Origin of the sequence: Clostridium gasigenes (genome assembly GCF_017348895.1) — a bacterium.
Taxonomy (GTDB): domain Bacteria; phylum Bacillota; class Clostridia; order Clostridiales; family Clostridiaceae; genus Clostridium; species Clostridium gasigenes.
On record NZ_CP071376.1, the window covers coordinates 2,782,133 to 2,808,137 of the forward strand.

Genomic DNA, 26,005 nt, shown 5'->3' on the forward strand with positions numbered 1-26,005 from the left:
TATATTTATTTACGTAAAAGTAGACTATTAGGAGGAATTATATATGGATGATCAAGCAAAAAAAATTAGGTGGTACAACCTCGCCTTAATGGCCTTCGTATCAGTTTGGGGATTTGGTAATGTTGTTAACAACTTTGCAAATCAAGGATTAACTGTAATTGTATCATGGGTATTAATTATTGCATTATATTTTGTTCCTTATGCATTAATGGTTGGTGAACTTGGATCAACTTTTAAAGATAGTAATGGTGGAGTAAGCTCATGGATAAGAGAAACTATGGGGCCTACACTTGCTTACTTTGCAGGATGGACTTATTGGGTAGTACATGTACCGTATTTAGCACAAAAACCGCAATCGGTTTTAATAGGAATAGGTTGGATTTTCAATCAAAATGGAAATTTGGTAAATGACATGAAACCACTTACAGCTCAGATGATAGCATTAGCTATATTCTTAGGATTCTTATGGATAGCTTCAAGAGGAGTAACTTCACTTAAGAAAATAGGAACAGTTGCAGGAATATCAGTATTTGTTATGTCTATGTTATACATTGTTTTAATGGTAACAGCTCCAGCAATAAGAGGAATAACTCCAGCAACAACTGATATTACATTTAAAACTATAATGCCAGAGTTTAACTTTGCATATTTTACAACACTTTCAATGCTAGTGTTCGCAGTTGGAGGATGTGAAAAAATTTCTCCTTATGTAAACAGTATGAATAAACCAAGTAAAGAATTCCCAAAGGGAATGATAGTTTTAGCAATAATGGTTGCTATTTCAGCATTACTTGGATCAATAGCAATGGGAATGATGTTTGATGCAAATAATATACCAAAAGATTTAATGATGAATGGTCAATATTATGCATTCCAAACACTCGGAGAATATTATGGAGTAGGAAACTTCTTCTTAGTAATTTATGCATTATCTAACGTATTAGCTCAAGTTTCAGCATTAGTATTTTCAATAGATGCGCCTCTAAAGATTTTACTTGGAGATGCAGATAAAAACTTTATACCAGATGGATTAACTAAAGTAAATAAACATGGCGCTCATATTAATGGATATTTAATGACAGCAGTACTTGTTGGTATATTAATAATAGTTCCAGCACTTGGAATTGGTGATATGAATTCACTATTTAAGTGGTTATTAAAACTTAATTCAGTGGTAATGCCATTAAGATATCTTTGGGTGTTCTTAGCATTCGTAATGGTTAAGAAAGCCTCAGATAAATTCCACTCAGATTATAAATTCCTAAAGAATGATAAACTAGCGTTAGGCGTTGGAGTTTGGTGCTTCATATTTACAGCATTTGCTTGTATTATGGGTATGTTCCCAACTGGAATAGAAACATTTACTAAGGAGTGGTGGTTCCAAATAACACTTAATGTTGGAACACCATTTGTATTAGTAGGACTTGGACTTATATTACCACAAATTGCAAAGGGTAATAAACAAGCTTAAGGCATCTTTTTGAAGATACCTAACATAATAAAAGAACTGTTTTTCTTAGGAAGAGCAGTTCTTTTATTATAAAATAACAGAATTTAATCAAAGTTATTAATAAACTCTTAATAAAATATAGTTTATCACTTATTGCATTTTAAAAAATAATGTTGTATAATTGGGGAATAGAAACAAAGGTCCTTAAAACAATAAAATTAAAAAAATGAGTATAGGATGGGAGATTGACTATGAATAATACATTTAAAACAATTATATATATGGTATTAGGATTTATGGTAGTGTCGTTAGTTGCAAGCTTATTTTTAAGCGCTTTACCTTGGATGTTATTAATAGGAGCAATACTTTTCGTGTATTTTAAAATTAAAGGGTATTTTATTCAAAAGAAAAGAGGATATTCAAGTAATAGCTATCAAAAAACATATGATTCAAATGATAAATCACAATATTCAACTGGAAATGTACAGGATGAAGATGAAGTTTCAGATGTTATAGATGTTGATTATAAGGATGTAGAATAAAATATAACAATAAGACATTTGCATTTTTAGAAGCAAATGTCTTATTTGCTTTTCTATATTAAATATTAAAAACTTAATTTTTTTTAAGAAGCTTAAAAATTCAGAATAACAATGTTTTTGAAGATAATTAATGTAATAAATCAATTTAAATGATGAGGTGATAATAATTATGAATTTTAGAAAATTGAAAATATTTTATGAAACTGCTTTATGTTTAAATATGACAAAGGTTGCTAGAGATATGTATATAAGTCAACCATCTATAAGCCAAAGTATTCATGAATTAGAAAATGAAGTTGGAGTAAAACTATTTGATAGAATAGGGAAAAAGTTATTTTTAACAGGTGAAGGAGAGTTGTTTTTAAATTATACAAGAAGAATACTTAATCTTTATGATGAAGGAATGAAAACATTAAATGATTATGCACATAATTCTATAGGTAGAATTACAATAGGGGCTAGTACAACTATTGGAATTTATATTTTGCCAGATATTATAAAATCTTTTTCAGAGAAATATAAGGATATAGAAATATCTATAATAATAGAGAACACTACTAATATTAAAAACTTAATATTACAGAATAAAGTAGATTTTGCATATGTAGAAGGTGAAGTAAAATCAAGAGAAATAAATATAGAAAAAATTTGGGAAGATGAATTAGTATTTATCTGTGGAAATGATCATAAATGGAAAAATATTAACGTAATTAAAGCTGATGACTTAAGTGGTGAAAAGCTAATTATGAGGGAATATGGCAGTGGTAGCAGAGAAATAATAGAAAATTATTTGAAAAGCAAAGAAATTAATTACGATATATTTTTAGAACTTGGAAATACAGAAGCTATAAAGAAGACTGTAGAAGCTAATTTAGGAATAGGGTGTGTTTCTGAGAAATGTATAGAAGAAAAACTTAGATATGGGGATTTAAATTGTTTTAGGTTAGAAGGGAGAAAAATAAAAAGAGAATTGCTCCTTATAACTCATAAGGATAAGTTTATTTCAAATAATATGAAAGAATTTATTGAATTTTCAAAATATAACTAATAAGGTACTTCAAAAAATAATAGCTCAGAATAATGAGCTATTATTTTTTATGCATATAATTAAAAACCTATTGAACATATAAAAAAATGATATTTTACCTTTTAGCAATAAACAAATATAATTAAGTAAGAAAGTGAAAAAGTTCCTTTAGAGATTATATAAGATTTTAATAAAAGTAAAGAGAATACATAGGGACGGTGATTATATGCAAACAAAAATACAAAAGATAGCTCCAGGATTATTTATTTGTTTAATAATTGGAATTATATCAGAAATATTAGGAAAGCAGTTTTCGACTATTGGAGCAGCTACCTTTGCAATATTTATTGGAATATTAGCTGGAAACACTATTTTTCATAAAAAAGTATTTGACTTAGGCACTAAATTTGCAGAAAAAAATTTATTGAATTATTCAATTATTTTAATGGGGGCAAATTTAAATATAATGGAAATAGCAGCATTAGGATTAAATGGAGTAACCTTTATAGTTATTCAAATGACTTTAACAATATTAGTTGCATATTTCATAGGTAGGAAGCTTGGCTTTAACAAGAAGTTTTCGTTGCTAATGGCTTCAGGTAATGCAATATGTGGTTCCTCAGCCATTGGAGCAACAGCTCCAGTTATAGAAGCAGATGAATCAGATAAAGTAATATCTATAACAATAGTAAATGTTGTAGGAACAATATTAATGGTGTTATTACCTTTAATAACATCAGCACTTTATAATAACTCAGTTTTAGAAAGCTCAGCTATGATGGGTGGAGTTTTACAATCTGTTGGACAAGTTATTGGGTCAGCTAAATTCATAGGGGAAGATATAGTTAGGATGGCAACAGTATTTAAAATTATAAGAATTATACTTTTAGTTGCAGTTGTAATTATATTCTCTAAAATAGATGTTAATGAAGATGTGAAAAGTAAAAAAAATAATAGTTCTAAAAATGAAAAAGAAGTTAGTGTTGGCATTCCATGGTATATAACTGGTTTTTTCATAGTTAGTATAATTTACACTTTAGGATTAGTTCCGGGAGTGTTATCATCCTTATTTAAATGGATAAGTGGGAACTTTGAAATTATAGCTCTAGCAGGGATAGGTATGAGAGTTAAGATAAAAGACTTAATAAACGAAGGTCCTATGGCTATGCTTTATGGGGGAATAGTAGCAGTTTGCCAAATAGTATTTGCAATAGTACTTATTAAAATATTAATATAGAAAAAATGTGTATAAGGCAATTTCAAAACAAGAACATGAATGAAAATAAAATAAACTTGCAAAATAAAAGCTAAATCTTAAAAAAAGATTTAGCTTTTATTATTTTATTAAACCATAAAGTGTATAAAAACGGGTTAAGTAATGGGGTATATAGGGCTGGATTAATAAAGATAATATATTTATTAAATTAAAAAATGAATAATATATAAAAAAATAATTCAAAAAGTTATTAAATAGAGAAAATTTTCAATATTTTAAATTGATATTAAATGGCTGATAAGTTATAATGTTGATAATAAATTAAAAAAACAATATTAGGGGGGCATAATTTTGAAAAAGATAAAAATGATTAATCCATTAGTTGAAATGGATGGAGATGAAATGACAAGAATACTATGGGGCATGATTAAGGATGAACTATTAAATCCGTTCATTGATTTGAGGACAGAGTATTATGACTTGGGGCTTGAATATAGAAATGAGACTAATGACAAAGTAACAGTAGAATCAGCAGAAGCAATTAAAAAATATGGGGTAGGAGTAAAGTGTGCAACTATAACTCCAAATGCAGACAGAATGAAAGAATATGATTTAAAAGAAATATGGAAAAGTCCTAATGGGACTATTCGAGCTATTTTAGATGGGACAGTGTTTAGAGCCCCAATTACTGTAGATTCAATTAAACCTTATGTTAGAAATTGGGAAAAGCCTATAACAATTGCAAGACATGCTTATGGTGATATATATAAAGATGTAGAAATGAAAATTGAAGGCAAAGGAAAAGTAGAACTAGTTTTTACACCTGAAAATGGAGAAGAAAAAAGAGAACTAATCCATAACTTTACAGAAAGTGGTGTAGTTCTTGGTATGCATAACTTAAATAAATCTATTGAAAGTTTTGCAAGAAGTTGCTTTAATTTTGCATTAGATATAAAGCAAGATTTATGGTTTGCCACTAAGGATACTATTTCAAAAAAATATGATCACACATTTAAAGATATATTTAATGACATGTATTTAGCAGAATATGATGAAAAATTTAAAAAGATGGGAATTGAATATTTTTATACGTTAATAGATGATGCTGTAGCAAGAGTTATAAAATCAGAAGGTGGAATGATTTGGGCTTGTAAAAATTATGATGGAGATGTTATGAGCGATATGGTAGCAACTGCTTTTGGATCACTTGCAATGATGACATCAGTACTTGTTTCACCAGAAGGGAATTATGAGTACGAAGCAGCGCATGGAACAGTTCAAAGACATTATTATAATCATTTAAAAGGACAAGAAACTTCAACAAATTCAATTGCAACAATATTTGCTTGGTCTGGTGCTTTAAGAAAAAGAGGAGAACTTGATAATCTTAAAGAATTAGTTAACTTTGCAAATAAATTGGAAGAAGCATCTCTTCAAACTATTAATGAAGGTGTAATGACTAAGGATTTAGCATTAATATCATCACTTGAAAATAAAACGATAGCAAATAGTAGTGATTTTATTAAAGCTATAAGAGTTAGGTTAGAGAAGTTAGTATAAGGGAACTTCACATAATATAAAAAAAATTAAAATGAGATTATATTATATTAAAGGACTTTAAATCAAACAATAGATAAAGTTGCCAGCATAAAAAACTAGTTTAAGCTAAAAATACTAAGGTAAGGGACTGAAGAAAAATAGATTAGTTATTTTTTAAAAATCCCTAAGTATTAAAGTTTAAAGGAGTGTTTTAAATGGCTGATAAGGATAAACATAAGAGAAACAAAAAAGTGGGACAAAAGACTAAGGCAGAACTTAGAAAAATGAAAGTAGAAACTGCTGATGAAGTTGGATATTCAAAAGAATCAACTAAACTAGGTAAGGATAAACCAAGAAGTGAAGATGATAAACATAAAGTAACTAAAGCATAAAAATATTAGTATCTAAACCTCACGACTAGCCTTGGGCAAAGACGTGGGGTTTTAAATTTGAAAATATATTAGGCATATTCAAAAAGATAACCTATTAATATTAGTATCGTTTATTATATTAGAGGTTTATATAGAAAATTTAGTTAAAATATGTAATAATCATAATAGGACATGCTAATTAAAATTTTATTTAGGGAGATGAAAGAAATGAGTAAGTTTAAAGAAACAAAAAGTTTTGATTATCCTATTGAAGATGTTTTTAAAGGTTTTATAAAAATTACAAAAAGAGAATTTCCAAAGTTTAATGAGAAAAATCCTATAGGGATTAAACATAGTAGAGTAGTTAAGGATAATGGCAATAGAAAATTAAAAATGTTAATGGAAATAACTAAATTTGAAAAAAATAAGGTTTATGAAATAACAAGTAAAATAAATAATGATAGATATATATCAAGATATACTTTTAATAAAGTAAATGAAGAAAAAACTACGGTTATGCTAGAAGAAGAACAGCATGTTAAAGATTTTATGTCAAAGATTGTAGTTATAATTCAAAGTTTTTTAGGAACAAATAAAATTAAGAAAAAAATAACTAGAATGTCAACTGGAGTTACAGAAGAAATAGAATTAATGAAAAGTAAGATGGAAAAAAATGCGAAGAAATATTAAGGAAGCTTTAAAAAATAACCACTTAGAATTTTTGATTGGTTATTTTTTTAGATACCTAAGATGATTATAAGAATAAGAAAAAGCTAGGGAATTTATTAATTTCCTAGCTTTAGAGAGGTTTAATAATTTTTTTATGTATTAAAAAGCCCAGTTTCCATTTTTAAATATTGTTACAGAATCTTTATTTTTGATAATACCTGTTATTTCTAAATCATCAGTACCTATCATAAAGTCAACATGAATTATAGAATTATTTACATTGTTTTTAGCTAATTCTTCATCAGTCATTTCAGTTCCGCCAGCTAAGCAACAAGGGTAAGCTTTTCCAAAAGCAAAATGACAAGCTGCATTTTCATCAAATAAGGTATTGTAGAATACTATACCTGAGTTTGAAATTGGAGAATCCATAGGCACTAATGCTACTTCACCAAGATATTTTGCACTTTCATCACTATCTAAAAGTTGTTTAAGTACATCGCCCCCTTCCTTAGCACTGAAATCTATAACTTTACCATCCTTAAAAGTAAGTGAAAAGTCATTAATTAAATTTCCACCATAACTTAAGGGTTTTGATGATACAACTGTTCCATTAACACCATCTCTTTTTGGCAGTGTAAATACTTCTTCTGTTGGCATATTTGCATTAAACTCTATGCCGGAAGTGCTTTTCTCACCTCCACCAAGCCATAAATGGCCTGTCGGTAATTCAACAGTTAAATTTGTGCCCTTATTGTTTTTGTAATGTAATGTTTCAAAAGAGTTTTTGTTTAAAAATGATATTTTTTGATTTAGATTTTTATTATGATTAACCCAAGCTTCAACAGGATCTTCGGTATCAACACGAACTACACTGAAAATAACACTCCAAAGCTTTTCCATAGCTTCTTCAATAGTTAACTCGGGGAAAATTTTCGATGCCCAAGCTTCTGAAGGAACTGAAAGTACACACCAACGAACTTTATTAGACATTGCCTTTTTATAATATTCTTTTAATGCTAATTGTTTTGCTTTTTGAGTGGCTGCAATTTTTTCAACTGGAACACCTTTAAAGGCATCTGGGTCAGATGAGGATATTGAAATAAAGTTTGCACCGTCTCTTGCATAGGAATTATAAGATTCAGAAACCCAATTAGGAACATCTGATAAAGTTTCGATTGAACTATTATTTAAAATTATTTTTTGCATTTTTTGATCATTGTAATGAACAACTACATTTTTAGCACCCTCTTTGTAAGCGGCTGTTGCAATGGCTCTTGCAAACTCAGAGCAGTCTATTGGAGAATTAATAACTAAAGTATCATGAGTTTGAATATTAACTCCCATTTTAACAGCTAATGTAGCATATTTTTTTAACATTTGATTTTCACTCATTTAGTTCACCTCTTATTTTTAGTCGCTTTCAAAAAAATAGATTAACTTAATAGTCTATTTTATAAAAAAGTGCCTTTTTTATATAGTATTAATTTTCTCACACTTAATAAAGTGTGTCTAGTAGATCTCAAACATTATTTTCCTTGTATATAGGTATTATTATTAATATAATAGTAATACTTACTTAGAAAGTTTCAAAAAATATTAGTCAGATTATGGCTTGTTATTTTTTGTAAGATACCTTAGAGAATAAGCCATATTAATATTAATACTTAAATTAATATGCAAAAACAAAAGATTAGGAAAGAGGTGTATTGCATGTTTAATTTATTAACTACATTAGTAGATAATAATAGAATATATGGAAAACAAGGAAAGTTAGCTTCTTATATACCATCACTTTTAGAGGCTGACCCAGAACATTTAGGAATATGTATTGTTGAACTAAATAGTGGAAGAGAGTTTCATGCAGGAGATTGTGATACAAAGTTCACTATACAAAGTATTTCAAAAGTGGTAAGTTTGATTTTAGCATTAAGTGATAATGGTAGAGAAAATGTATTTAAAAAAGTTAATGTGGAACCAACGGGGATGGGTTTTAACTCAATAATTAACCTTGAAGTTAGAAATAAAAAGATACCTTACAACCCGATGATAAATGCAGGTGCAATTGTAACTACTTCACTTATTTATGGAGAAAGCAAAGAAGAAAAATTTGAAAGAATAATAGAATTTTTAAGAAGAGCTACAAATAATCAAAACATAAGTATAAATGAAGAAGTTTATGAATGTGAAAAAATTACTGGAGATAGAAATAGATCATTAGCATATTTTATGAAAAGTAATAAGGTTTTAGAGGGTAATGTTGAAGAAATTTTAGACCTTTATTTTAGACAATGTTCAATTGAAGTAACAGCTCGTGATTTAGCTAGATTTGGGGCTGTTCTTGCAAATGATGGGTTAGCTCCTTGGAACGGTCAAAGATTAATGTCTAGGGATGTTTGTAGAATAGCAAAAACTATTATGGTTACTTGTGGAATGTATGATGCCTCAGGAGAATTTGCAGTGAAAGTTGGAATACCAGCAAAATCTGGTGTTGGTGGAGGAATTTTAGCCACAGTACCTAGAAGTTATGGAATTGGAATATATGGACCCTCATTAGATAAAAAGGGAAATAGTATAGCGGGACTTAGACTTATTAAAGATTTATCAGATGAGTTAGATTTAAGTATATTTTAATACTAAAAAGTTAATATTTATTAATGTATATCAAGATAAATAGTAGTGTGGTAGTATTTATTTCATATAACTAAATGAATAATGATTTTTATAGTTATAAATAGTATAATTAAATTAAATACACTAAACATTGGAGGAAAAAATGGAAAGATTACTTATTTTAGATTCGAACAGTCTTTTAAATAGAGCTTTTTTTGCAATCCCACCACTTACAACAAGTGAAGGGGTAAATACAAATGCAGTTTATGGATTTTTCAATATGTTGTTTAAGATTAAGGAAGAATTAAAACCAGATTACATAGTTGCAACTTTTGATAGAAAGGCGCCAACATTTAGACATAAAGAATTTGATGAATATAAAGCTGGAAGAAAAAAAATGGCTCCAGAACTTGCGGAGCAATTTCCATTAGTTAAGGAGATACTTTCATTATTATCCATTACTATTCATGAAATAGATGGATTTGAGGCAGATGATATAATAGGTTCCCTTGCAAAGAATGCAGAGGAAAATGGAATAGAAGTGTTTATAGTAACAGGAGATAAGGATGCTCTTCAATTAGCATCAGAAAATATAAATGTAGTTATAACTAAAAAAGGTGTAAGTGAAACAGCAATTTATGACTACAAAACTTTTGTAGAAGAATTTGGAGTAACACCAAATCAATTTATTGATGTTAAAGGGTTAATGGGTGATAAATCTGATAATATACCAGGAGTTCCAGGAATAGGAGAAAAAACTGCCTTTAAGTTAATTCAAACTTATGGTTCTGTGGAAGAGGTATTAAATAATATAGATAATATTAGTGGTAAAAAACTTAAAGAGAATTTGGAAATTTATAGAGAACAAGCAATTTTCAGTAAAAAGTTAGCTACTATAATGACAGAAGTTCCTATAGATTTTGATTTTGATGAAATTAAAAGTCAACAAGAGTACAATAGGGAAAAACTTATAAAGTTATTATTTAAACTTCAATTAAAAACATTAATACCTAAATTACCAGAATCAAATAAAGAAGAAAAAGAAGAAGTTATTATAGATGTAAAAGAAGTTAACACGCTTCAAGAATTAAATGATGTAATAAATAATTTAAATGAAAGAAGTTACATTACTTATGAAATAAGTAATGCCTCTAAATACTCAGAAATAAACTTAGATAATATGATGATTTATGATGGCGAAATAGTTTCTTCAATTAATATGAAAGAAATAATTGAAGAAAATAAAGATGGAAGCATGCTAGCTTTAAAAAACTTTATGGAAAATGAAAAAATATTTAAAGTAATAAATGATGGTAAAAATTTAGTTACAGTATTAAATAAAATGGGAATAAGCATAAAAAGTTTTGATTTTGATACTGCAATTGCAGCTTATCTTATAGATTCTGCAAAATCAAGTTATCCAATAATAACTCTTGTAAATGAATATCTAGGAGAAGAAATTACAGGAGAAGGTATTTCTTTAAAGGGTAACATTGTAATTAAAATGAAGGACTTATATGAAGTTTTAAAGAATAGGATAAAAGATGAAGATATGGATGAGTTATATTACACAATTGAACATCCATTAATATTTGTTCTGTCATCTATGGAGACTTTAGGATTTAATATTAATAAAAATAAATTAGATGAATTATCTGTTATTTTTAAAGAAGAGATAAAGAGAACAGAAAAAGAAATTTTTGCATTATCAGAGGAAGAGTTTAATATAAGTTCACCAAAACAACTTGCAAAAATATTGTTTGAAAAGTTAGATTTACCTGTAATTAAAAAAACTAAAACTGGATATTCAACAAATGCAGAGGTTTTAGAAAAATTACAGGATAAACATGAAATAATTCCTAAAATAACTTATTATAGAACTATAACAAAATTAAACTCAACATATGTTGAAGGATTAAAAAATGTAATTGATAAAGATGGATGTATACATTCAAGTTTTAATCAAACTGTAACAACTACAGGAAGATTATCAAGTACAGAACCAAACCTTCAAAATATTCCAATTAGACAAGAAATGGGAAGAGAAATTAGAAAAGTATTTATTCCTATGTCAGAGGGGGATATATTATTATCTTGTGATTATTCTCAAATAGAGCTTAGAGTTCTTGCTCATATGGCAGAAGAGACTAATATGATTGATGCTTTTAAACATCATACTGATATTCATACTAAAACTGCTTCAGAAGTGTTTAAAGTGCCTATAAATGAAGTTACATCAATAATGAGAAGCAGAGCAAAAGCTGTTAACTTTGGTATTGTTTATGGAATAAGCGATTTTAGTTTATCACAAGATTTAAAAATAACTAAAAAAGAAGCTTCAGAATATATGGAAATATACTTTGAAAGATATCCGAAAATAAAAGGTTTCTTAGATACAGTAATGGAAGAGGCTAAAGATTTAGGTTATGTTTTAACACTTCTAAACAGAAGAAGATTTATTCCTGAAATAAAATCTTCAAATAGAATAGTTAAGGCTCTTGGAGAAAGGCTTGCAATGAATGCACCAATTCAAGGTAGTGCTGCAGATATAATTAAACTTGCTATGGTTAATGTGTATAACACATTAAATAGTAGAAACTTAAAAAGTACAATGATACTACAGGTTCATGATGAACTTATTTTAAATGTAAAAGCAGATGAACTTGAAGAAGTTAAAAAATTAGTTAAAGAGGAAATGGAAGCGGTACTAAAACTTTCAGTGCCGTTAGATGTAGATATGAATTTAGGAAAAACATGGTATGAAGCTAAATAAGGGGGCTTAATTAGATGATTAAAATAGGGTTAACTGGAGGAATTGGATCAGGTAAAAGTACAGTATCTAAAATATTAAAAGATAATGGGTTTTCTATTATAGATGCAGATATTATAGCAAAAGATGTGCTTTTAAATTTTCCTGAAATTCTTGAAAAAGTTAAAATTGAATTTGGTTCAGGATTTTTTGACTGGAGAGGGGACTTTAGACGTAAGGAATTTGGAAATCATATATTTAGATTCCCAAAGGAAAGAAAAAAATACGAAGCTATAATCATGCCCTATATAAAAAAAGAAATTTATGAGGCGTTAAATAAAGAAAAAAAATTAAAGAAGAAACTAGTTATCTTAGATGCACCAACATTAGTAGAAAATAATTTGCAAGATGAAATGGATTATATAATAGTTGTTTGGGTAGATAATAATACTCAAGTTCAAAGAATAAAGCTTAGAGATAGGCTTTCAAGAGATGAGGCAATAAATAGAATTAATTCTCAATTGTCATTAGATACTAAAAAATCATTTGCAGATATGATTATTGATAATAATAAAGAGTTGGTAGCGACAAAAGAACAAGTAGATGGCTTAGTAGATTTTTTAAAGAAAATTTGTTAGCAAGGAGACGTTATGAAGTTTAGACGAATTTTGATAATTTTAATAGCATTAGTTATAACTTATTTTTCATTAACATTTATAATGAAAGAATATGTTTTCCCTTATAAATACAGTGAATATGTAGATAAATTTAGTGAAGAATATGACATAGATCCATTACTAGTATTATCGGTAATTAAAACAGAAAGTGATTTTAAAGAAGATGCTTTGTCTATTAGAGAGGCAAAAGGTCTTATGCAAATTATGGATAAAACGGGGGAGTGGGCAGGAAAAGAAATAGGAATGAATTATTTTCTTCCTAATATGCTATTTGATCCAAAGATTAATATAAGAATGGGTTGTTGGTATTTAGCAAATTTAGAAAGTGAATTTACAGATTTAGATTTAGTAATAGCAGCTTATAATGGCGGTAGTGGGCATGTGAAGGAGTGGCTGGAAAATAAAGAATATTCTAAGGATGGTAAAAAATTAGATTATATACCTTTTCCAGAAACTAAGAAGTATGTAGATAAGGTGAAAACTAATTATAGTATTTATAAATATCTATATAGTAAAGATTAGGCATGCAAAAAATAGACCTATATAATTTATTAGAAATATTATGAAAAATAAGTCCTGTGGCAATGGCCACAGGATTTATTTTTATAAGGCACTTTAAGATGTACCTTGATCTATTATTTTTGTTAAACATCTAAATTTAATTTGAATATTGCTGTTACCCATTCATTTGTCTGATGCTTTTCTAGTAAAGTAAATCCATAATTTTTAATTTTTTCTTCCATGGAGTCATAGCTCCATGTTACAAGACCAGATACTAGTATTTTACCATTTGATGATAAATGAGATTTTATGAAGTCCATAAACATTATAGTTTCTTCACCGCCAATGTTTATGTATATCCAATCATATTCATCTTTAACAGTAACTTCGTTAGATAAAGCATCACCTACTAAAACTTCTATGTTGTATAACCCATTAAGAGAAGCATTTAATTCAACTTCATCTTTTACATCTCTAATATCTAATGCAGTAACACTAGATGCCCCTACAATAGCTGATGCTATTGATAAGATACCAGAGCCAGTCCCTATATCTAAAACAGTTTTATCATTTAAATTTAAGGTGTTAAGTAATACTTTAAGTATATCTTGAGTAGTTTCATGAAGTCCTGTACCAAAAGCCCCTTGAGGAATAAAACAAATTTTGTTCTTATTTGGGAAGTCTTCAGAAACACCTGCTAAAACCCAATTATCATCTATATGTACAGCTGGAAATTCATAAGTTGAATAATCATAATTTATTTCTTCAATGTTTACAATTTTACTATTAAGTAAAGTAGAAACTTGTGTTTTAAAACCTTCAAGATCCTTAGACTCTCCTTCAAAAGATACCTTAAAATCAATTATTTCATTTTCCTTCTCTAAATAACCATATCCGAAATCATCTGTTGTTATTTCAAGTGGAGTTTCATAAAAAGTATTGAAAATATCATTAATTTGTAGTAATTCTATTTTTTCATCTAATTCATTTGAATTAATTTTATAAGTTAGTACGTACATTTATATCCCCCTTATTAATGCATATAGGTAATATTTAATTTGCTATTATTCATTATAATACAAAAAAAAATTAAGTCAATGGACAACCCTGTTGTTAAGTTAAGGAAACTAAATTCTGGATTTTTTCTTCTTTGAAGGGAAAGATTTTTTACCAGATTTAACAGTTGTATTTGAATTTTTAGGCTTTGTTTTTTTTGAATTTATAGTAGCCTGTTTGTTTATATTATTTGTAGAAGACTTTTCAGTTACATTTTTTATAAGTTTATCTTTGCTCAAAATAGATTTATCTTCTTTTAATTTAGGTTTTGCAACAGAGAAACCAAAGCTTCCAATAGCATTTTTACTCATTGGATAATATTCACCATGACAATAGGTAATTAAATCACCTTTTTCAAAATGTAGTTTTCCCTTTTCGTCCATAAGATTTTCATTAATATGAGATCCTATAACTTCAGCTACAAACATATCATGAGTTCCAAGTGCAGTTATACTTTTAACCTTGCATTCTATTGCAACAGGACATTCATCTATATAAGCTGCATTTACATGAGTTCCTTCTTTCATGGTAAATCCCATTTCTTTAATTTTATCGAATTTTCTACCAGGTTTAACTCCGCAATAATCAACAGCATTAACTATTTTTTGACAAGGCATATTTATTATAAATTCCATACTTTCTTTTATATATTCATAAGATAACCTCTCAGGTCTAATAGATATTGAAACCATAGGTGGTTTTGTACAAATAGTTCCCCCCCAGGCGATGGTAAAAACATTATCTTTTCCTTCTTTATTTCTTGAAGTAATTAAAACAACAGGTACTGGATTTAAAACCACACTACCTTTAAAATCAACTTTATTCATATTATTCTCCTTGCGAGTGAACTAAAATAAAATAACAAGTTAAATATTCTAAGAATATTTTGTGTTAAGTGAAGACCCATAACTCAAAACAAACCCAAATATTACTAGTTATTTTTAAAAGCTCCCTAAGTATATTTAATAAAAATTATATCATAATATGATTATTTTTGTTAGGTATGTTATTATAAATTATTAATTGAATTTTTTATGGAAATTATTGCTTTTTAGATATCTATTAAGTTTTAATATAAAAATACGAAAAATATTTATGATAATATTATAAAAGGGGAGAAATGGTAATGTTAAATAAAGATGGTATTAAGATTAAAAAAGTTAAAAAATTAAAAACTAAGATTTTTTCATTAATGATCATTGTTACATTAATTCCGATTCTACTTATTTACTTTGGTTTATATGCAGTTTTTTCAAAACAAGTTAGTGATGAGTTTATAGTAGAAGGTGATAATTTATCATTAGTAGCTAGTGACAACATAAATAATAAATTGATGGGTATTGAAAGAACACTTAAGGCGTTAGACTCGTATACAACAATTGATAGTGCTAAAAAAATATTGCGAATTTAAAGGATAACAATAAAGATTTACTTAATGGTATATTTGTATCAAATGAAAATAAATTTATTGTGTACCCTGAGGATGATATAAGCAAGGATATAAATTTCACAGAACATGACTGGTATGTTAATGCTGCTAAAGCTCCAGAATCTGTTTATATAAGTGAAGTATATAATGATGTTGTAACAAAAAAGCCAGTTTTAACTATGTCAAAAGCAGTTGTTAAAGATGGACAAGTTAAAGGTGTTGTTTCAGTAGATTTAGATTTAGCTTCTATTTCAGAAGAAATTTCTAAAATAACCTTTAAAAATGGTGGAGGAATAGTTTTATTAGATAAGAATTCGACTGTTATAAGCCATGGAAATAAGGAACTTATTGGTCAAAATTATAAAGATATAAGTTCTACTGGTTTAGAAAATGAAAATAAAGAAAATGGGCTAATGAAGTACTCTGTAGAAAATGAAAAACTTGTAACATATTATACAGATATTACAGAGTTGAAATTAAAAATATTAATTGAAAAAACTAATAAAGATTATAATGAAATATTAAATACAAATAGGTTAACATGTATTATAGCAAGTATTATAGCTCTTATAATAATTATTATACTTGTACAATTATTTTCTAAAGCTATAGATGTGGCAGTGAGGAAAATTAAAGAAGATACATTAAAAGCAGCTAAAGGTGATTTTACAGGAATTCTTGAGGTTAATACTGGTGATGAATTAGAAGAACTTGCGAGTAGCTTTAATGATATGAAAGAAAATGTAGCTGATTTAATAAATGATGCATACGTATCAATTAGTGAGGTTAATTCTTCATCAACAAATTTAGCTACTATGAGCGAAGAAGTAGCAGCGTCTATGGGGCAGGTAGCATCTACAATAGAAGAAATTACAAAAGGAAGTATGCAATCAGCAAGTAGTCTAGAAAATTTATCAACAGATATGGATGAAGTTTCATCATCAATAGATAATATTAACAATGAAATACAACAAGTTAATAATGAAGGTGTAAAGACTAAAGGGTTAAGTGAAGATGGGGTTAAAATAATATCACTGGTTAAGGAAAAATCAAATCAAACTAAAATATCAACTAATAATGTAAATGAAGAAGTTTTACTAGTATCAGTAAGCGTTCAAAAAATAGCTAAAATGAATGAAACTATTGCTCAAATTACAGAACAAACTAATCTTTTAGCGTTAAATGCAGCTATTGAAGCAGCCAGGGCTGGAGAGTCAGGAAGAGGTTTTGCAGTAGTAGCTGATGAAATAAGAAAACTTGCTGAAGAAACATCAAAGTCTGCAAAAGAAATTGATGGAGTTATAAAAGAGGTAATGGATAAGGTTATTATAGCTGTTGAAAGTGTTTCAGAAGCTACAGTATCTGTTATGGAGCAAGAAGAATCAGTTAATAAAGCTGAAGAAATATTTAAAGAAATTATTAGTTCTATATTAACAGTAAGCAATAAGGTCGAAAATATAACAATAGATATTAAGGCTCTTGATAAAGGCAAAGATAATATAATAGAACAAATACACAATTTATCTTCTGTAGGTGAACAAACAGCAGCAGGATCAGAAGAAGTATCAGCATCTTGCGAAGAGGTTGCAACAGCTACAGATGAGATTGCATCAAGTTCTACATTGCTTAAACAATTAGCTGAAATTTTAGAAGAGAAAATTTTACAATTTAAATTTAAAAAATAGATAAAATTTAATTAAGAAATCTTCAAAAAATAAAAAGTGCCCTAGGGCACTTTTTATTTAATATCTATTTCTTTTTCTATTTCGCTTTCTCTTTCTCATATTAATTATTCGTGAAATAAGAAGGAGTAATACTGTTATAATTACTATAATAAGCAATATAGCTAAATAGAAAGTTAAGTTTGATTTTAGTAAGTCTGATGCAGAAACTTTTACAGTTCCTTTAACTTCTTCTGTGTGACCTATTGTTGTAAATGTTAATGGTACTTCGGTGCCACCAGTAACTTGCCAAGCGTTTTTATCTTCAGCTTTATAAGAAATATCAGCTGTTTTATCATTTAAATCATTCTTATAATAATTTACATCTTGAGATAAAACTATTGGAGCAGTAATCTTTTTAGAAGGACCAAAGAATCTAAATAATTTATATTCTAAATCAACAGTTCCAACTTCCTCGTTAGATTTTTTATATATTTCTTTTTGTGCGTCGTAACCGTATTTAGCAATTGCAGAGGTGTCATGAAATACATTCATACCATCAGCCCCATATTCTGATCCTAAAACAACAGTAACTAATTGTCTGCCATCTTGTTCATAGTATCCAACAAAGCAATGACCTGCTAGCTCTTCAGTTCCAGTTTTTCCACCTATATTACCATCTATACCAAGGTTTTTATTTCTAGTTTCAAGGGGTACTGGTGAACCTGTTATATTTATTGAAGCAGGAGTAGTTTTTGGTGCTAGTGTTTCTCTAACCCAATCATTTTTAAATGCTTCTTTTGCTATGACAGCTAAGTCATAAGCTGTTGTATAATTAGCATCTGTAACTTGTTTATTTGGATTTAAGGATTCTAATCCGTTTGGATTAATGAAATTAGTATCTTTTAGCCCAAGTTCTTTCACTCTTTCATTCATTAAAGATACGAAGCTTTCTACATTTCCAGATACTGAGTCTGCAATCATATAAGCAGTATCGTTTGCTGAGTATATAAGAAGTGCTTCCATAACATCATCAGCAGTTAATGTTTCTCCAATATTAATTTTTTTATATTTTGCAAGGTTTACACCACCATCTTGAGTTGCAGCAGATGCTGTAAATGGAATCTTATCTGTCTTTGCTTTGCTTTCTGCAAATAATAATCCTGTTAATAATTTTGTTGTACTTGCAAGAGAACTCTTCACATCTGCATTTTTAGAATAAATAACTTCGCCTGTTCCAAGGTCCATAGTTAGTGCCGACTGACCAGTTACATTTGGAGCGGGCACATTATTCGTTTCTGCAGTAACCTTATTAGCTAGTGGTGCTAATAAAGATATGGAAAGAGCTAGTGCTAATGATTTAAGTATGTTTGTTTTTTTCAAGTTCATCTCCCCATCTCTATATAAAATTTTACGCCCAAAGGGCATATGGTATGTTATAGTATAACACTTACTTTACATAATAACAATATTCATAAGAATCCTATTTTACTTGGTACAGAGCTGAAAGAATCTGACTAGTTATTTTTTGAAAATCTCTTATTTTATTTAAGCTATAAAAGTGGATGAATTTACTATTATATTAAAAGAAATTAAGGGGCAGAATACTAGTATATAAGTAAAGGAAAATAATTATTTGAAAAGGGAGGTTTGAAAATGAAAAAAAACAAGGGATTTTTAGTTATCCTTACATTGGTTTTAATATTAAGTTGCATAATTTCTAAACCAAGTTATGGAGCAGAAATAGGAAAAGATAAAAAAACGGTTTATTTAACTTTTGATGATGGGGAATCTACTGCATTAACAAATGAAATAATTAAAGTTCTTGAGAAAAATAATATAAAAGCTACTTTTTTTGTTGAAGGAAATAATGAGAGAACAAACAGCGGAGTAATAAAAAAAATAAATGAAAGTGGAATGAGTATAATACCACATATAGATACACATGAATATAATAAAATTTATTCTAGCGCTAATAGTTACTTTGATGATTTGAAAAACTGTGAAAATACTATTTTGAGTTTAACTGGAAAATCAAATTCAAAATTTATAAGAATTCCAGGTGGTTCAGATAATACAATAGATAGTCCTAATGTACTAGCTGAAATTAAAAGCAATATAATTAATAGTAATAAATATTATATAGATTGGACAGTAGATACACAAACTACACAAACAAATATAGATTTTATAGAATCTCATATTAGAGAGTGTGGAGGTTTATATAAAGTTGAAGTAGTATTAATGCATGATTTGCAAAATAAAGTAGCAACAGTTAAATCACTTCAAAATACTATAGATTTCTATAAGGAAAAAGGATATGAGTTTAAAAATTTAGATAATATAGAAGAATGTGAAATTAATTATCTTAAAGATATAAGAGTTATTAATAAAAAGTAGAAATTACGGAACTTCAAAAAAATAACTAGTCAAGATGCATTATAAAAAACTCCTCCCTGTAATTTTTAATACAAATTACAGGGAGGAGTTTTTTTATTTAAACGTCACTAAGATACATGAGTAGTCTCTATTTGTTTTTTGATATGCTTAGGAATCTCAAAGAAACAGACCAGAGTCGGACTACTTATTTTTTGAAGATCCATTAAGTCTATTAATCATAACTTCCTTAGCTTTTAACTCTAAAGTGTCATCTAAAGAAGCTAAAGTAACTTCACCATATTTCTTATCTAAAGCGATTTTCAAGAATCTGTCAGCAAGTTCTGGATTCTTTGCTAGTAGAGAACCGTGAAAATATGTGCAAAATGTATTTTTATAAACACAACCTTCGTATCCATCACTACCATTGTTTCCAAAACCATGCAGGCATTTACCAAAAGGCTTTAAGTCATTTATAAAGGTTTTACCAGAATGGTTCTCAAAACCTACATAGGTTTCATTAAACTCCTTGTTAAAGATAACAGTGTTACCTATAAAACGTGTATCTCCAGCTTCTGTATAAATATCTAAAATACTTAAACCTTCAATTTTTTCACCACTTGGTAATGTATAGTATTTACCAAGAAGTTGATAACCGCCACATATTGCAAGCAACATTTTACCTTCTTCAATATATTTTTCGAGTTCGTTTTTTTTATTTGTTTTTAAATCATCAGATACTATTGATTGCTCAAAGTCTTGACCACCACCAAAGAATACTATATCAGTTTCTTCTTTATTAAAGTTATCATTTAACGAAACATCAATTATATTAACTTTTATGCCTCTAGCCAAAGCTCTATGTTTAAGTATTAGTATATTACCAACATCACCATAAACATTAAGAAGATCAGGATATAGGTGACAAATATTTAATTCCATATTAAAACCTCCTTACCAAAGTTTTTTGATATAACCCTTTGAATAAAGGTGTTTTCTAAAGTTAATCATAGCAGTATAAGTTGCTAAAACATAAATTTTATCACTTTTACTAGTTTTGATTTTTTCAGTTAACTCTTCAAAGGTTTCTTCTAATATAAATAGATCAGGATTTAAACCTGCAACTTTTAATCTAACTGCCATATCATAACATCTCATTCCAGAGATAAGAACTTCATTAATATCTAAAGTATGAAGTTTTTCAAAATCAACATCCCATATCCATGATACATCACGGCCATCAGCATAATTATCGTTTAATAGGAATGCTGCTCCAAATGAATCTTTATTTAAACATAGCGTATCTAAAGCTTGATTATATCCAGCAGGATTTTTAACAAGAATAATCTTTACATCCTTACCATCAATATTTAAAATTTCTTGTCTACCAAAGCTTGAACTTTGATTTTCTAAAGATGATTTAATAACACTATCTTTAATTCCAAGTTCTTTTGTAATTGCATAGGCGTTTAATGCATTATATATGTTATAAACTCCTGATTGGCTTATTAAAATTTCTAAATCACCAAATTTTACAGTAGAACTTTCTGGTGTAAGATCTAAAATTTCATCTACAGAATATTTAAGTTCTGCTCTTTTATAACCACAGCCTGGACAATGAAAATCACCTAAATGATTATAAGTAATGTAGTTGTAGCTATATGGAGATTTACAGAACTTGCAAAATTTTGCGTCTGCATTAACTTCTATAGTTTTATTCTCATTTAATATTGCATTGAAGCCATAAAAAACAGTAGGGTTAGGTAATTTTAAATCACCAAGTAAAGATTCGTCACCATTAAGCACAAGAGTAGAAGATGGAACTTTTGGTAGACCTTCTAAAATCTTAGTTAAGGTAGTATAAACTTCACCATATCTGTCAAGTTGATCACGGAATAGATTAGTTACTGTAATAACTTCTGGAGTTATGTGATCTGTAATATATTTTACATTAGCTTCGTCAACTTCAATAATTGCATAAGTATCTTTAACTTTATTAAAGAAACTATAATTATCTATGAAAGTTGTAACAATACCAGAATAAAGGTTAGCACCTGTATTATTTGTAATAACCTTGTGTCCATCCTCTTTTACTATGTTATAAATCATACTTGTAGTTGTAGTTTTACCGTTAGTACCTGTAACTAAAACTACTTTATATCCTTTTGAGACCTTAGCTAATATGTTTTTATCTAGTTTTAATGCAACGTGGCCAGGAAAAGTTGTTCCACCTTTTAGCAAGGTTTTTGTTAGAAAAATTGTAAATTTTGAAACGATAATACTTAAAATTGATTTAATACTAATTGTCTTCACCACCTTAATAGTACTCAACATCTTTAGTTTATTATACAATGCCTAAGATGCCTTCCTAAATATTATCTACAATAATATTTAGTGTTAATCATTTATATAAAATAAAATATAAAATCTAATCAATAGTATATCATAAAGTTTAAAAGTAACCAATTAGCTAATAGTCAAATTTTATTCTTTCAGCTCCATAAATTGACAATGTAAAGCTTTAAGAGCATAATATTGATAATAATATTGATGAATGGAGATGAAGAAATTATGAAACAGTTTAGTTTTATAGATTCAGAAGGGTTAAATATTAGTTGTTATAAGTGGGTTCCAGATAACGAAGAGGTTAAGGGCGTAGTGCAAATTGCTCATGGAATGGCAGAAACAGTATTAAGGTATGATGAATTTGCAAAGAAGATATGCGATGCAGGATATATAGTTTATGCTCATGATCATAGAGGACATGGGGGAACAGCAATATCAAAGGAACTTTTAGGATACATAGCAGAGGTAGATGGGTTCAATTGGATGGTAAAGGATATTAAAGAATTGACAGATATAATAAAAAAAGAAAATCCAGGAAAAAGAGTAATATTATTTGGACACAGTATGGGATCTTTTCTAAGCCAAAGATATGCAGAACTTTATGGAAATGAAATAGATGCACTTATTCTTTCAGGAACTAATGGAAAACCAAAGAATTATACAAAGGTTGGTTTAACTGTTGCAAAAATAGAAATGCAAATAAGAGGAAGAAAAGCGAAAAGTACATTAATGGACAAACTTTCTTTTGGTGATTTTAATAGTAAGTTTAAAAATACAAGAACAGGTTTTGATTGGTTATGTTCAGTTGAAGAAGAAGTGGACAAGTATATAAAGAATGAATATTGTGGATTTATTTGCACTACATCTTTTTACTATGATTTAGTAAAGGGTCTTTGGAAAATTCATGATGAAAAAAACTTGAAGGCAATACCAAAAGAACTTCCAATATATATATTTGCAGGAGATAAAGATCCAGTAGGATATGAAGGAAAAGGAATTGTGAATCTTTATGAAACCTATAAAAGCCTAAATATAAAAGATGTAGAATATAAATTATATAAAGACGGCAGACATGAAATGTTAAATGAACACAATAAACAGGTAGTTATGGATGATGTTATAAAATGGATAGATAAAAAAATTAAGTGGTAGTATTATCTTGTTTTAAGGATAATAGAAGCTGTTGCTGAGCTGCAATAATAAGCATTAAAGATCCTGTTCCTACAAGAAAATTTCCAAGAACATTTATTTCATTAGCATCTTTATCCTTAGAAAGTGAAATAGCTACTGCATTTGATAAAAGTAGTAAATCTTCTGGGCTTAAATTATCTAAACATATCATTAAATAATACACTCCTATTTAAGAAAGAATAATTGTTAAAAGTTCAATTAATATATAATATGATAAGTCTATAGAGATTATGAGTATTTATAATTTGCTACTTATTTATTAGAGGGAATTTAGTTAGCTAGTAAACTATTGCTATAAGAAAATAAATGGTATAATAATATGAAAATAAAATTGATAACATTTTAGTTAGGTAGCCGAAAGAAAATAATAAGTGAAATTTTGAAAATTAGTCATGAAAGTAAATATATTTTGTTAAGTAGAGAGGGAGAACCTATGAGAAGAGTAGAAAAAAAAGATTTTGAAGTTTTATTTAAATGGAGAAATGATGAGGATGTAATAAAGAATTCCAGAGAAGGTAAAGGTAAAAATTTAGAGGAATTTACTAAGTGGTTTGAAAGTGAAATGAATAATAAATTTTCTTATATGTTTATATTAGAAAATAAAAACGAATATATAGGACAAATAAACTTTGAAATAGTAAAAGGGGAAAGTGTTATAAATTACTCAGTGGAAAAGAATTTTAGAAACAGGGGATTTGGAAAGGAACTAGTAAAATATATAGAAGAATTTATATATGATAATTTAGAAGAAGTTAAAAAAATAGCTGCATATATAAATACTAGCAATACTTCATCAATAAAAATTTTTGAAAGCTTAGGATATACTAGAGAAATAGATGGAAAATATTTCGTTAAACTAGTGAAATGATAGGTAGGTATTTATAAAAAAATATTTTGCAAATAAATTAATATTTTTTTGGTAAGATATTATCAAAAACAGGGAAAGATAAAGTATAAAACTAATGACAAAGTTAAATCTAAGTTAAATAAGTTGAAAAATAGTGAATAAATGTTAAATAGTGAGTATAATTAAATCTATTACATTTAGGTATGATAATTTATTTTAAAATATTATTTTGGAGTGATTCTATGAAGTTGGAATGGAAAATGAAAGAAAAGAAATTTAGTGAAGTACAAATACTAGCATTGGGATTTGTTGTATTAATTTTCACAGGAGGGCTAGTATTAACTTTACCTATATCATCTGCAAGTGGAGAATGGACAAATTTTTTAGATTCATTGTTTACGGCTACATCAGCATCTTGTGTTACGGGACTTGTAACGCTAGATACTGGAACCCATTGGAGTTTGTTTGGTCAAACTGTTATAATGCTTCTTATTGAAGTTGGTGGATTAGGGTTCATGTCGTTTGCAACATTTTTTGCTATTTTATTAGGTAAAAGAATTACTTTAAAAAATAGATTAATTATGCAAGAGGCTATGAATACTTTTAGTATTCAAGGACTTGTTAAAATGGTTAAATATGTTTTAATGTTTACATTTGCAATACAATTATTTGGAGCATTACTTTTATCAAGTCAGCTAATACCAGAGTTTGGATTTGCAAAAGGGCTGTTTTATAGTGTGTTTCATTCAATATCAACATTTTGTAATGCAGGTTTTGATTTGTTTGGTAATTTTACTAGCTTAACAGGCTATTATAATAATCCAGTAATTCTATTAACAATTGGTGCTTTAATAGTTATTGGAGGATTAGGATTTACTGTTTTAATTGAAATTTATAATTATAATGGTAAAAAAAAGTTCTCTATACATACTAAAGTAGTTTTATTAATGACTACAATATTAATTGTTGGTGGAGCAATTAGTATATTTTTATTAGAATATACTAATCCAGAAACGCTAGCACCAATGGGATTTAGAGATAAGGTTGTAAACTCAGTTCTTGCTTCAATAACGCCAAGAACTGCTGGGGTTAATAGTATATCAACTGATGGAATGACATTAGGCGGAAAATTTTTAACTATTCTACTTATGTTTATTGGAGGCTCTCCAGGATCAACTGCTGGGGGTTTAAAAACGTCAACATTTGGTATAATAATATTTACAGTTATTTCTGTTGTTAAAGGAAGAGAAGATACAGAAATTTTTGGAAGAAGATTTTCTAAAGAATTAGTATATAAAGCTTTTGCTCTATTATTTATAGGTATGACACTTGTAATGGCAGTAACTATGATGTTAACAATAACAGAACCAGGTGAATCATTTATTTCACTTTTATATGAGGCGACATCTGCTTTTGGAACTGTAGGATTAACAATGGGCGTAACTACAAGATTAAGTAGTGCAGGGAAATGCATAATAATTGTTATGATGTATTTAGGCAGAGTTGGACCACTTACAGTAGCGCTGGCTTTAACACATAAACATAAAAAATCTAGATATAAATATCCAGAAGGAAAAGTACTAATAGGTTAAAAATAGATAAGTGTTTTAAAAAAAATATCTTCAAAAACCGTACACTTAAAATTGTGTGCGGTTTTTTTTATAGTTTAGATAAAATAATAAAAAGGTATAAATGTATAATTTTACAATATGTGTGTAATGAAAAATTAAGTTTGTAGATAAAGAAAT

General features: G+C 28.0%; 24 protein-coding genes. 17 read left to right on the top strand and 7 right to left on the bottom strand.

Annotation, left to right across the window (positions count from 1 at the left end; translation table 11 throughout):
- Positions 1 to 43: 43 nt before the first annotated feature.
- The 7 genes from J1C67_RS12975 (at position 44) to J1C67_RS13005 (ending at position 6,835) form a co-directional block, all read left to right on the top strand.
- A complete protein-coding gene (locus J1C67_RS12975) occupies positions 44 to 1,471 on the top strand; it encodes an amino acid permease (protein WP_167867151.1) in 1,428 nt (475 codons plus the stop codon).
- Between the two features lie 230 nt (positions 1,472 to 1,701).
- The gene (locus J1C67_RS12980) at positions 1,702 to 1,992 is read left to right on the top strand and encodes a hypothetical protein (RefSeq protein WP_167867150.1); all 291 of its coding nucleotides are present in this window, start codon (positions 1,702 to 1,704) and stop codon (positions 1,990 to 1,992) included.
- A gap of 169 nt (positions 1,993 to 2,161) precedes the next feature.
- Positions 2,162 to 3,040: a LysR family transcriptional regulator gene (locus J1C67_RS12985; protein WP_167867149.1), complete on the top strand. Its 879-nt coding sequence runs from the start codon at positions 2,162 to 2,164 to the stop codon at positions 3,038 to 3,040.
- A gap of 205 nt (positions 3,041 to 3,245) precedes the next feature.
- Complete coding sequence (locus J1C67_RS12990) at positions 3,246 to 4,256, top strand: YeiH family protein (protein WP_167867148.1); 1,011 nt, start codon at positions 3,246 to 3,248, stop codon at positions 4,254 to 4,256.
- A 330-nt stretch (positions 4,257 to 4,586) separates the two neighbouring features.
- Entirely contained in the window at positions 4,587 to 5,795 is a 1,209-nt protein-coding gene (locus J1C67_RS12995) for an NADP-dependent isocitrate dehydrogenase (protein ID WP_167867147.1), read from the top strand.
- Between the two features lie 194 nt (positions 5,796 to 5,989).
- Entirely contained in the window at positions 5,990 to 6,166 is a 177-nt protein-coding gene (locus J1C67_RS13000; protein ID WP_167867146.1) for a small, acid-soluble spore protein, alpha/beta type, read from the top strand.
- A 207-nt stretch (positions 6,167 to 6,373) separates the two neighbouring features.
- Positions 6,374 to 6,835 (top strand): DUF3284 domain-containing protein, encoded by a 462-nt coding sequence (locus J1C67_RS13005; protein ID WP_167867145.1) that lies wholly within the window; start codon positions 6,374 to 6,376, stop codon positions 6,833 to 6,835.
- Between the two features lie 138 nt (positions 6,836 to 6,973).
- Here the strand turns inward: J1C67_RS13005 and J1C67_RS13010 are convergent, their stop codons facing one another.
- The gene (locus tag J1C67_RS13010; RefSeq protein ID WP_167867144.1) at positions 6,974 to 8,206 is read right to left on the bottom strand and encodes an aminopeptidase; all 1,233 of its coding nucleotides are present in this window, start codon (positions 8,204 to 8,206) and stop codon (positions 6,974 to 6,976) included.
- A gap of 318 nt (positions 8,207 to 8,524) precedes the next feature.
- Between J1C67_RS13010 and glsA the strand changes: the two genes are divergently transcribed.
- From glsA to J1C67_RS13030, 4 genes are all read left to right on the top strand, one after another.
- The gene (gene glsA / locus J1C67_RS13015; protein WP_167867143.1) at positions 8,525 to 9,445 is read left to right on the top strand and encodes a glutaminase A; all 921 of its coding nucleotides are present in this window, start codon (positions 8,525 to 8,527) and stop codon (positions 9,443 to 9,445) included.
- 142 nt (positions 9,446 to 9,587) lie between these two features.
- Positions 9,588 to 12,197: a DNA polymerase I gene (polA, locus tag J1C67_RS13020; protein ID WP_167867142.1), complete on the top strand. Its 2,610-nt coding sequence runs from the start codon at positions 9,588 to 9,590 to the stop codon at positions 12,195 to 12,197.
- 14 nt (positions 12,198 to 12,211) lie between these two features.
- On the top strand, positions 12,212 to 12,811 hold the full coding sequence (gene coaE / locus J1C67_RS13025; RefSeq protein WP_167867141.1) for a dephospho-CoA kinase: 600 nt from the start codon (positions 12,212 to 12,214) through the stop codon (positions 12,809 to 12,811).
- 12 nt (positions 12,812 to 12,823) lie between these two features.
- Positions 12,824 to 13,372 carry a lytic transglycosylase domain-containing protein gene (locus tag J1C67_RS13030; RefSeq protein WP_167867140.1) on the top strand — a complete coding sequence of 183 codons (549 nt, stop codon included), beginning with the start codon at positions 12,824 to 12,826 and terminating at the stop codon, positions 13,370 to 13,372.
- A gap of 122 nt (positions 13,373 to 13,494) precedes the next feature.
- Here J1C67_RS13030 and J1C67_RS13035 read toward each other — a convergent pair whose 3' ends face one another.
- On the bottom strand, positions 13,495 to 14,370 hold the full coding sequence (locus J1C67_RS13035; RefSeq protein ID WP_167867139.1) for a 50S ribosomal protein L11 methyltransferase: 876 nt from the start codon (positions 14,368 to 14,370) through the stop codon (positions 13,495 to 13,497).
- A 108-nt stretch (positions 14,371 to 14,478) separates the two neighbouring features.
- Complete coding sequence (locus J1C67_RS13040) at positions 14,479 to 15,234, bottom strand: flavin reductase family protein (protein ID WP_167867138.1); 756 nt, start codon at positions 15,232 to 15,234, stop codon at positions 14,479 to 14,481.
- Positions 15,235 to 15,533: 299 nt separating this feature from the next.
- Here J1C67_RS13040 and J1C67_RS13045 point away from each other — a divergent pair, with 299 nt between their 5' ends.
- Together J1C67_RS13045 and J1C67_RS13050 are read left to right on the top strand one after the other, a co-directional pair.
- Positions 15,534 to 15,818 carry a hypothetical protein gene (locus tag J1C67_RS13045; protein ID WP_167867137.1) on the top strand — a complete coding sequence of 95 codons (285 nt, stop codon included), beginning with the start codon at positions 15,534 to 15,536 and terminating at the stop codon, positions 15,816 to 15,818.
- Positions 15,806 to 17,521 carry a methyl-accepting chemotaxis protein gene (locus tag J1C67_RS13050; RefSeq protein WP_280526561.1) on the top strand — a complete coding sequence of 572 codons (1,716 nt, stop codon included), beginning with the start codon at positions 15,806 to 15,808 and terminating at the stop codon, positions 17,519 to 17,521. The genes J1C67_RS13045 and J1C67_RS13050 overlap by 13 nt, the downstream gene beginning before the upstream one ends.
- A gap of 57 nt (positions 17,522 to 17,578) precedes the next feature.
- Here J1C67_RS13050 and J1C67_RS13055 read toward each other — a convergent pair whose 3' ends face one another.
- A complete protein-coding gene (locus J1C67_RS13055) occupies positions 17,579 to 18,880 on the bottom strand; it encodes a D-alanyl-D-alanine carboxypeptidase family protein (RefSeq protein WP_167867135.1) in 1,302 nt (433 codons plus the stop codon).
- A gap of 273 nt (positions 18,881 to 19,153) precedes the next feature.
- Between J1C67_RS13055 and J1C67_RS13060 the strand changes: the two genes are divergently transcribed.
- Positions 19,154 to 19,897, top strand: a complete 744-nt coding sequence (locus tag J1C67_RS13060; RefSeq protein ID WP_167867134.1) for a polysaccharide deacetylase family protein — start codon at positions 19,154 to 19,156, stop codon at positions 19,895 to 19,897.
- 180 nt (positions 19,898 to 20,077) lie between these two features.
- On the opposite strand, the gene J1C67_RS13065 is transcribed toward J1C67_RS13060, so the two are convergent.
- Positions 20,078 to 20,815, bottom strand: a complete 738-nt coding sequence (locus tag J1C67_RS13065) for a type 1 glutamine amidotransferase (protein WP_089965372.1) — start codon at positions 20,813 to 20,815, stop codon at positions 20,078 to 20,080.
- A 12-nt stretch (positions 20,816 to 20,827) separates the two neighbouring features.
- On the bottom strand, positions 20,828 to 22,186 hold the full coding sequence (locus J1C67_RS13070) for a Mur ligase family protein (protein ID WP_089966500.1): 1,359 nt from the start codon (positions 22,184 to 22,186) through the stop codon (positions 20,828 to 20,830).
- A 258-nt stretch (positions 22,187 to 22,444) separates the two neighbouring features.
- On the opposite strand from J1C67_RS13070, the gene J1C67_RS13075 reads away from it, so the two are divergent.
- Complete coding sequence (locus tag J1C67_RS13075) at positions 22,445 to 23,371, top strand: alpha/beta hydrolase (RefSeq protein WP_167867171.1); 927 nt, start codon at positions 22,445 to 22,447, stop codon at positions 23,369 to 23,371.
- On the opposite strand, the gene J1C67_RS13080 is transcribed toward J1C67_RS13075, so the two are convergent.
- The gene (locus tag J1C67_RS13080; protein ID WP_089965374.1) at positions 23,361 to 23,561 is read right to left on the bottom strand and encodes a hypothetical protein; all 201 of its coding nucleotides are present in this window, start codon (positions 23,559 to 23,561) and stop codon (positions 23,361 to 23,363) included. The two genes, J1C67_RS13075 and J1C67_RS13080, sit on opposite strands and share 11 nt — an antisense overlap.
- Positions 23,562 to 23,843: 282 nt before the next feature.
- Between J1C67_RS13080 and J1C67_RS13085 the strand changes: the two genes are divergently transcribed.
- Both J1C67_RS13085 and J1C67_RS13090 read left to right on the top strand, forming a co-directional pair.
- Positions 23,844 to 24,278, top strand: a complete 435-nt coding sequence (locus J1C67_RS13085; RefSeq protein WP_167867133.1) for a GNAT family N-acetyltransferase — start codon at positions 23,844 to 23,846, stop codon at positions 24,276 to 24,278.
- A 221-nt stretch (positions 24,279 to 24,499) separates the two neighbouring features.
- Positions 24,500 to 25,849 carry a TrkH family potassium uptake protein gene (locus tag J1C67_RS13090; protein ID WP_089965379.1) on the top strand — a complete coding sequence of 450 codons (1,350 nt, stop codon included), beginning with the start codon at positions 24,500 to 24,502 and terminating at the stop codon, positions 25,847 to 25,849.
- Positions 25,850 to 26,005: the final 156 nt, after the last annotated feature.

Bases quoted from the DNA above. Each gene is read 5' to 3' on its own strand.
- J1C67_RS12975 (WP_167867151.1), top strand. From the start codon at position 44: ATGGATGATCAAGCAAAAAAAATTAGGTGGTACAACCTCGCCTTAATG.
- J1C67_RS12980 (WP_167867150.1), top strand. From the start codon at position 1,702: ATGAATAATACATTTAAAACAATTATATATATGGTATTAGGATTTATG.
- J1C67_RS12985 (WP_167867149.1), top strand. From the start codon at position 2,162: ATGAATTTTAGAAAATTGAAAATATTTTATGAAACTGCTTTATGTTTA.
- J1C67_RS12990 (WP_167867148.1), top strand. From the start codon at position 3,246: ATGCAAACAAAAATACAAAAGATAGCTCCAGGATTATTTATTTGTTTA.
- J1C67_RS13000 (WP_167867146.1), top strand. From the start codon at position 5,990: ATGGCTGATAAGGATAAACATAAGAGAAACAAAAAAGTGGGACAAAAG.
- J1C67_RS13005 (WP_167867145.1), top strand. From the start codon at position 6,374: ATGAGTAAGTTTAAAGAAACAAAAAGTTTTGATTATCCTATTGAAGAT.
- J1C67_RS13010 (WP_167867144.1), bottom strand. From the start codon at position 8,206: ATGAGTGAAAATCAAATGTTAAAAAAATATGCTACATTAGCTGTTAAA.
- glsA (WP_167867143.1), top strand. From the start codon at position 8,525: ATGTTTAATTTATTAACTACATTAGTAGATAATAATAGAATATATGGA.
- polA (WP_167867142.1), top strand. From the start codon at position 9,588: ATGGAAAGATTACTTATTTTAGATTCGAACAGTCTTTTAAATAGAGCT.
- coaE (WP_167867141.1), top strand. From the start codon at position 12,212: ATGATTAAAATAGGGTTAACTGGAGGAATTGGATCAGGTAAAAGTACA.
- J1C67_RS13030 (WP_167867140.1), top strand. From the start codon at position 12,824: ATGAAGTTTAGACGAATTTTGATAATTTTAATAGCATTAGTTATAACT.
- J1C67_RS13035 (WP_167867139.1), bottom strand. From the start codon at position 14,370: ATGTACGTACTAACTTATAAAATTAATTCAAATGAATTAGATGAAAAA.
- J1C67_RS13040 (WP_167867138.1), bottom strand. From the start codon at position 15,234: ATGAATAAAGTTGATTTTAAAGGTAGTGTGGTTTTAAATCCAGTACCT.
- J1C67_RS13045 (WP_167867137.1), top strand. From the start codon at position 15,534: ATGTTAAATAAAGATGGTATTAAGATTAAAAAAGTTAAAAAATTAAAA.
- J1C67_RS13060 (WP_167867134.1), top strand. From the start codon at position 19,154: ATGAAAAAAAACAAGGGATTTTTAGTTATCCTTACATTGGTTTTAATA.
- J1C67_RS13065 (WP_089965372.1), bottom strand. From the start codon at position 20,815: ATGGAATTAAATATTTGTCACCTATATCCTGATCTTCTTAATGTTTAT.
- J1C67_RS13075 (WP_167867171.1), top strand. From the start codon at position 22,445: ATGAAACAGTTTAGTTTTATAGATTCAGAAGGGTTAAATATTAGTTGT.
- J1C67_RS13080 (WP_089965374.1), bottom strand. From the start codon at position 23,561: ATGATATGTTTAGATAATTTAAGCCCAGAAGATTTACTACTTTTATCA.
- J1C67_RS13085 (WP_167867133.1), top strand. From the start codon at position 23,844: ATGAGAAGAGTAGAAAAAAAAGATTTTGAAGTTTTATTTAAATGGAGA.
- J1C67_RS13090 (WP_089965379.1), top strand. From the start codon at position 24,500: ATGAAGTTGGAATGGAAAATGAAAGAAAAGAAATTTAGTGAAGTACAA.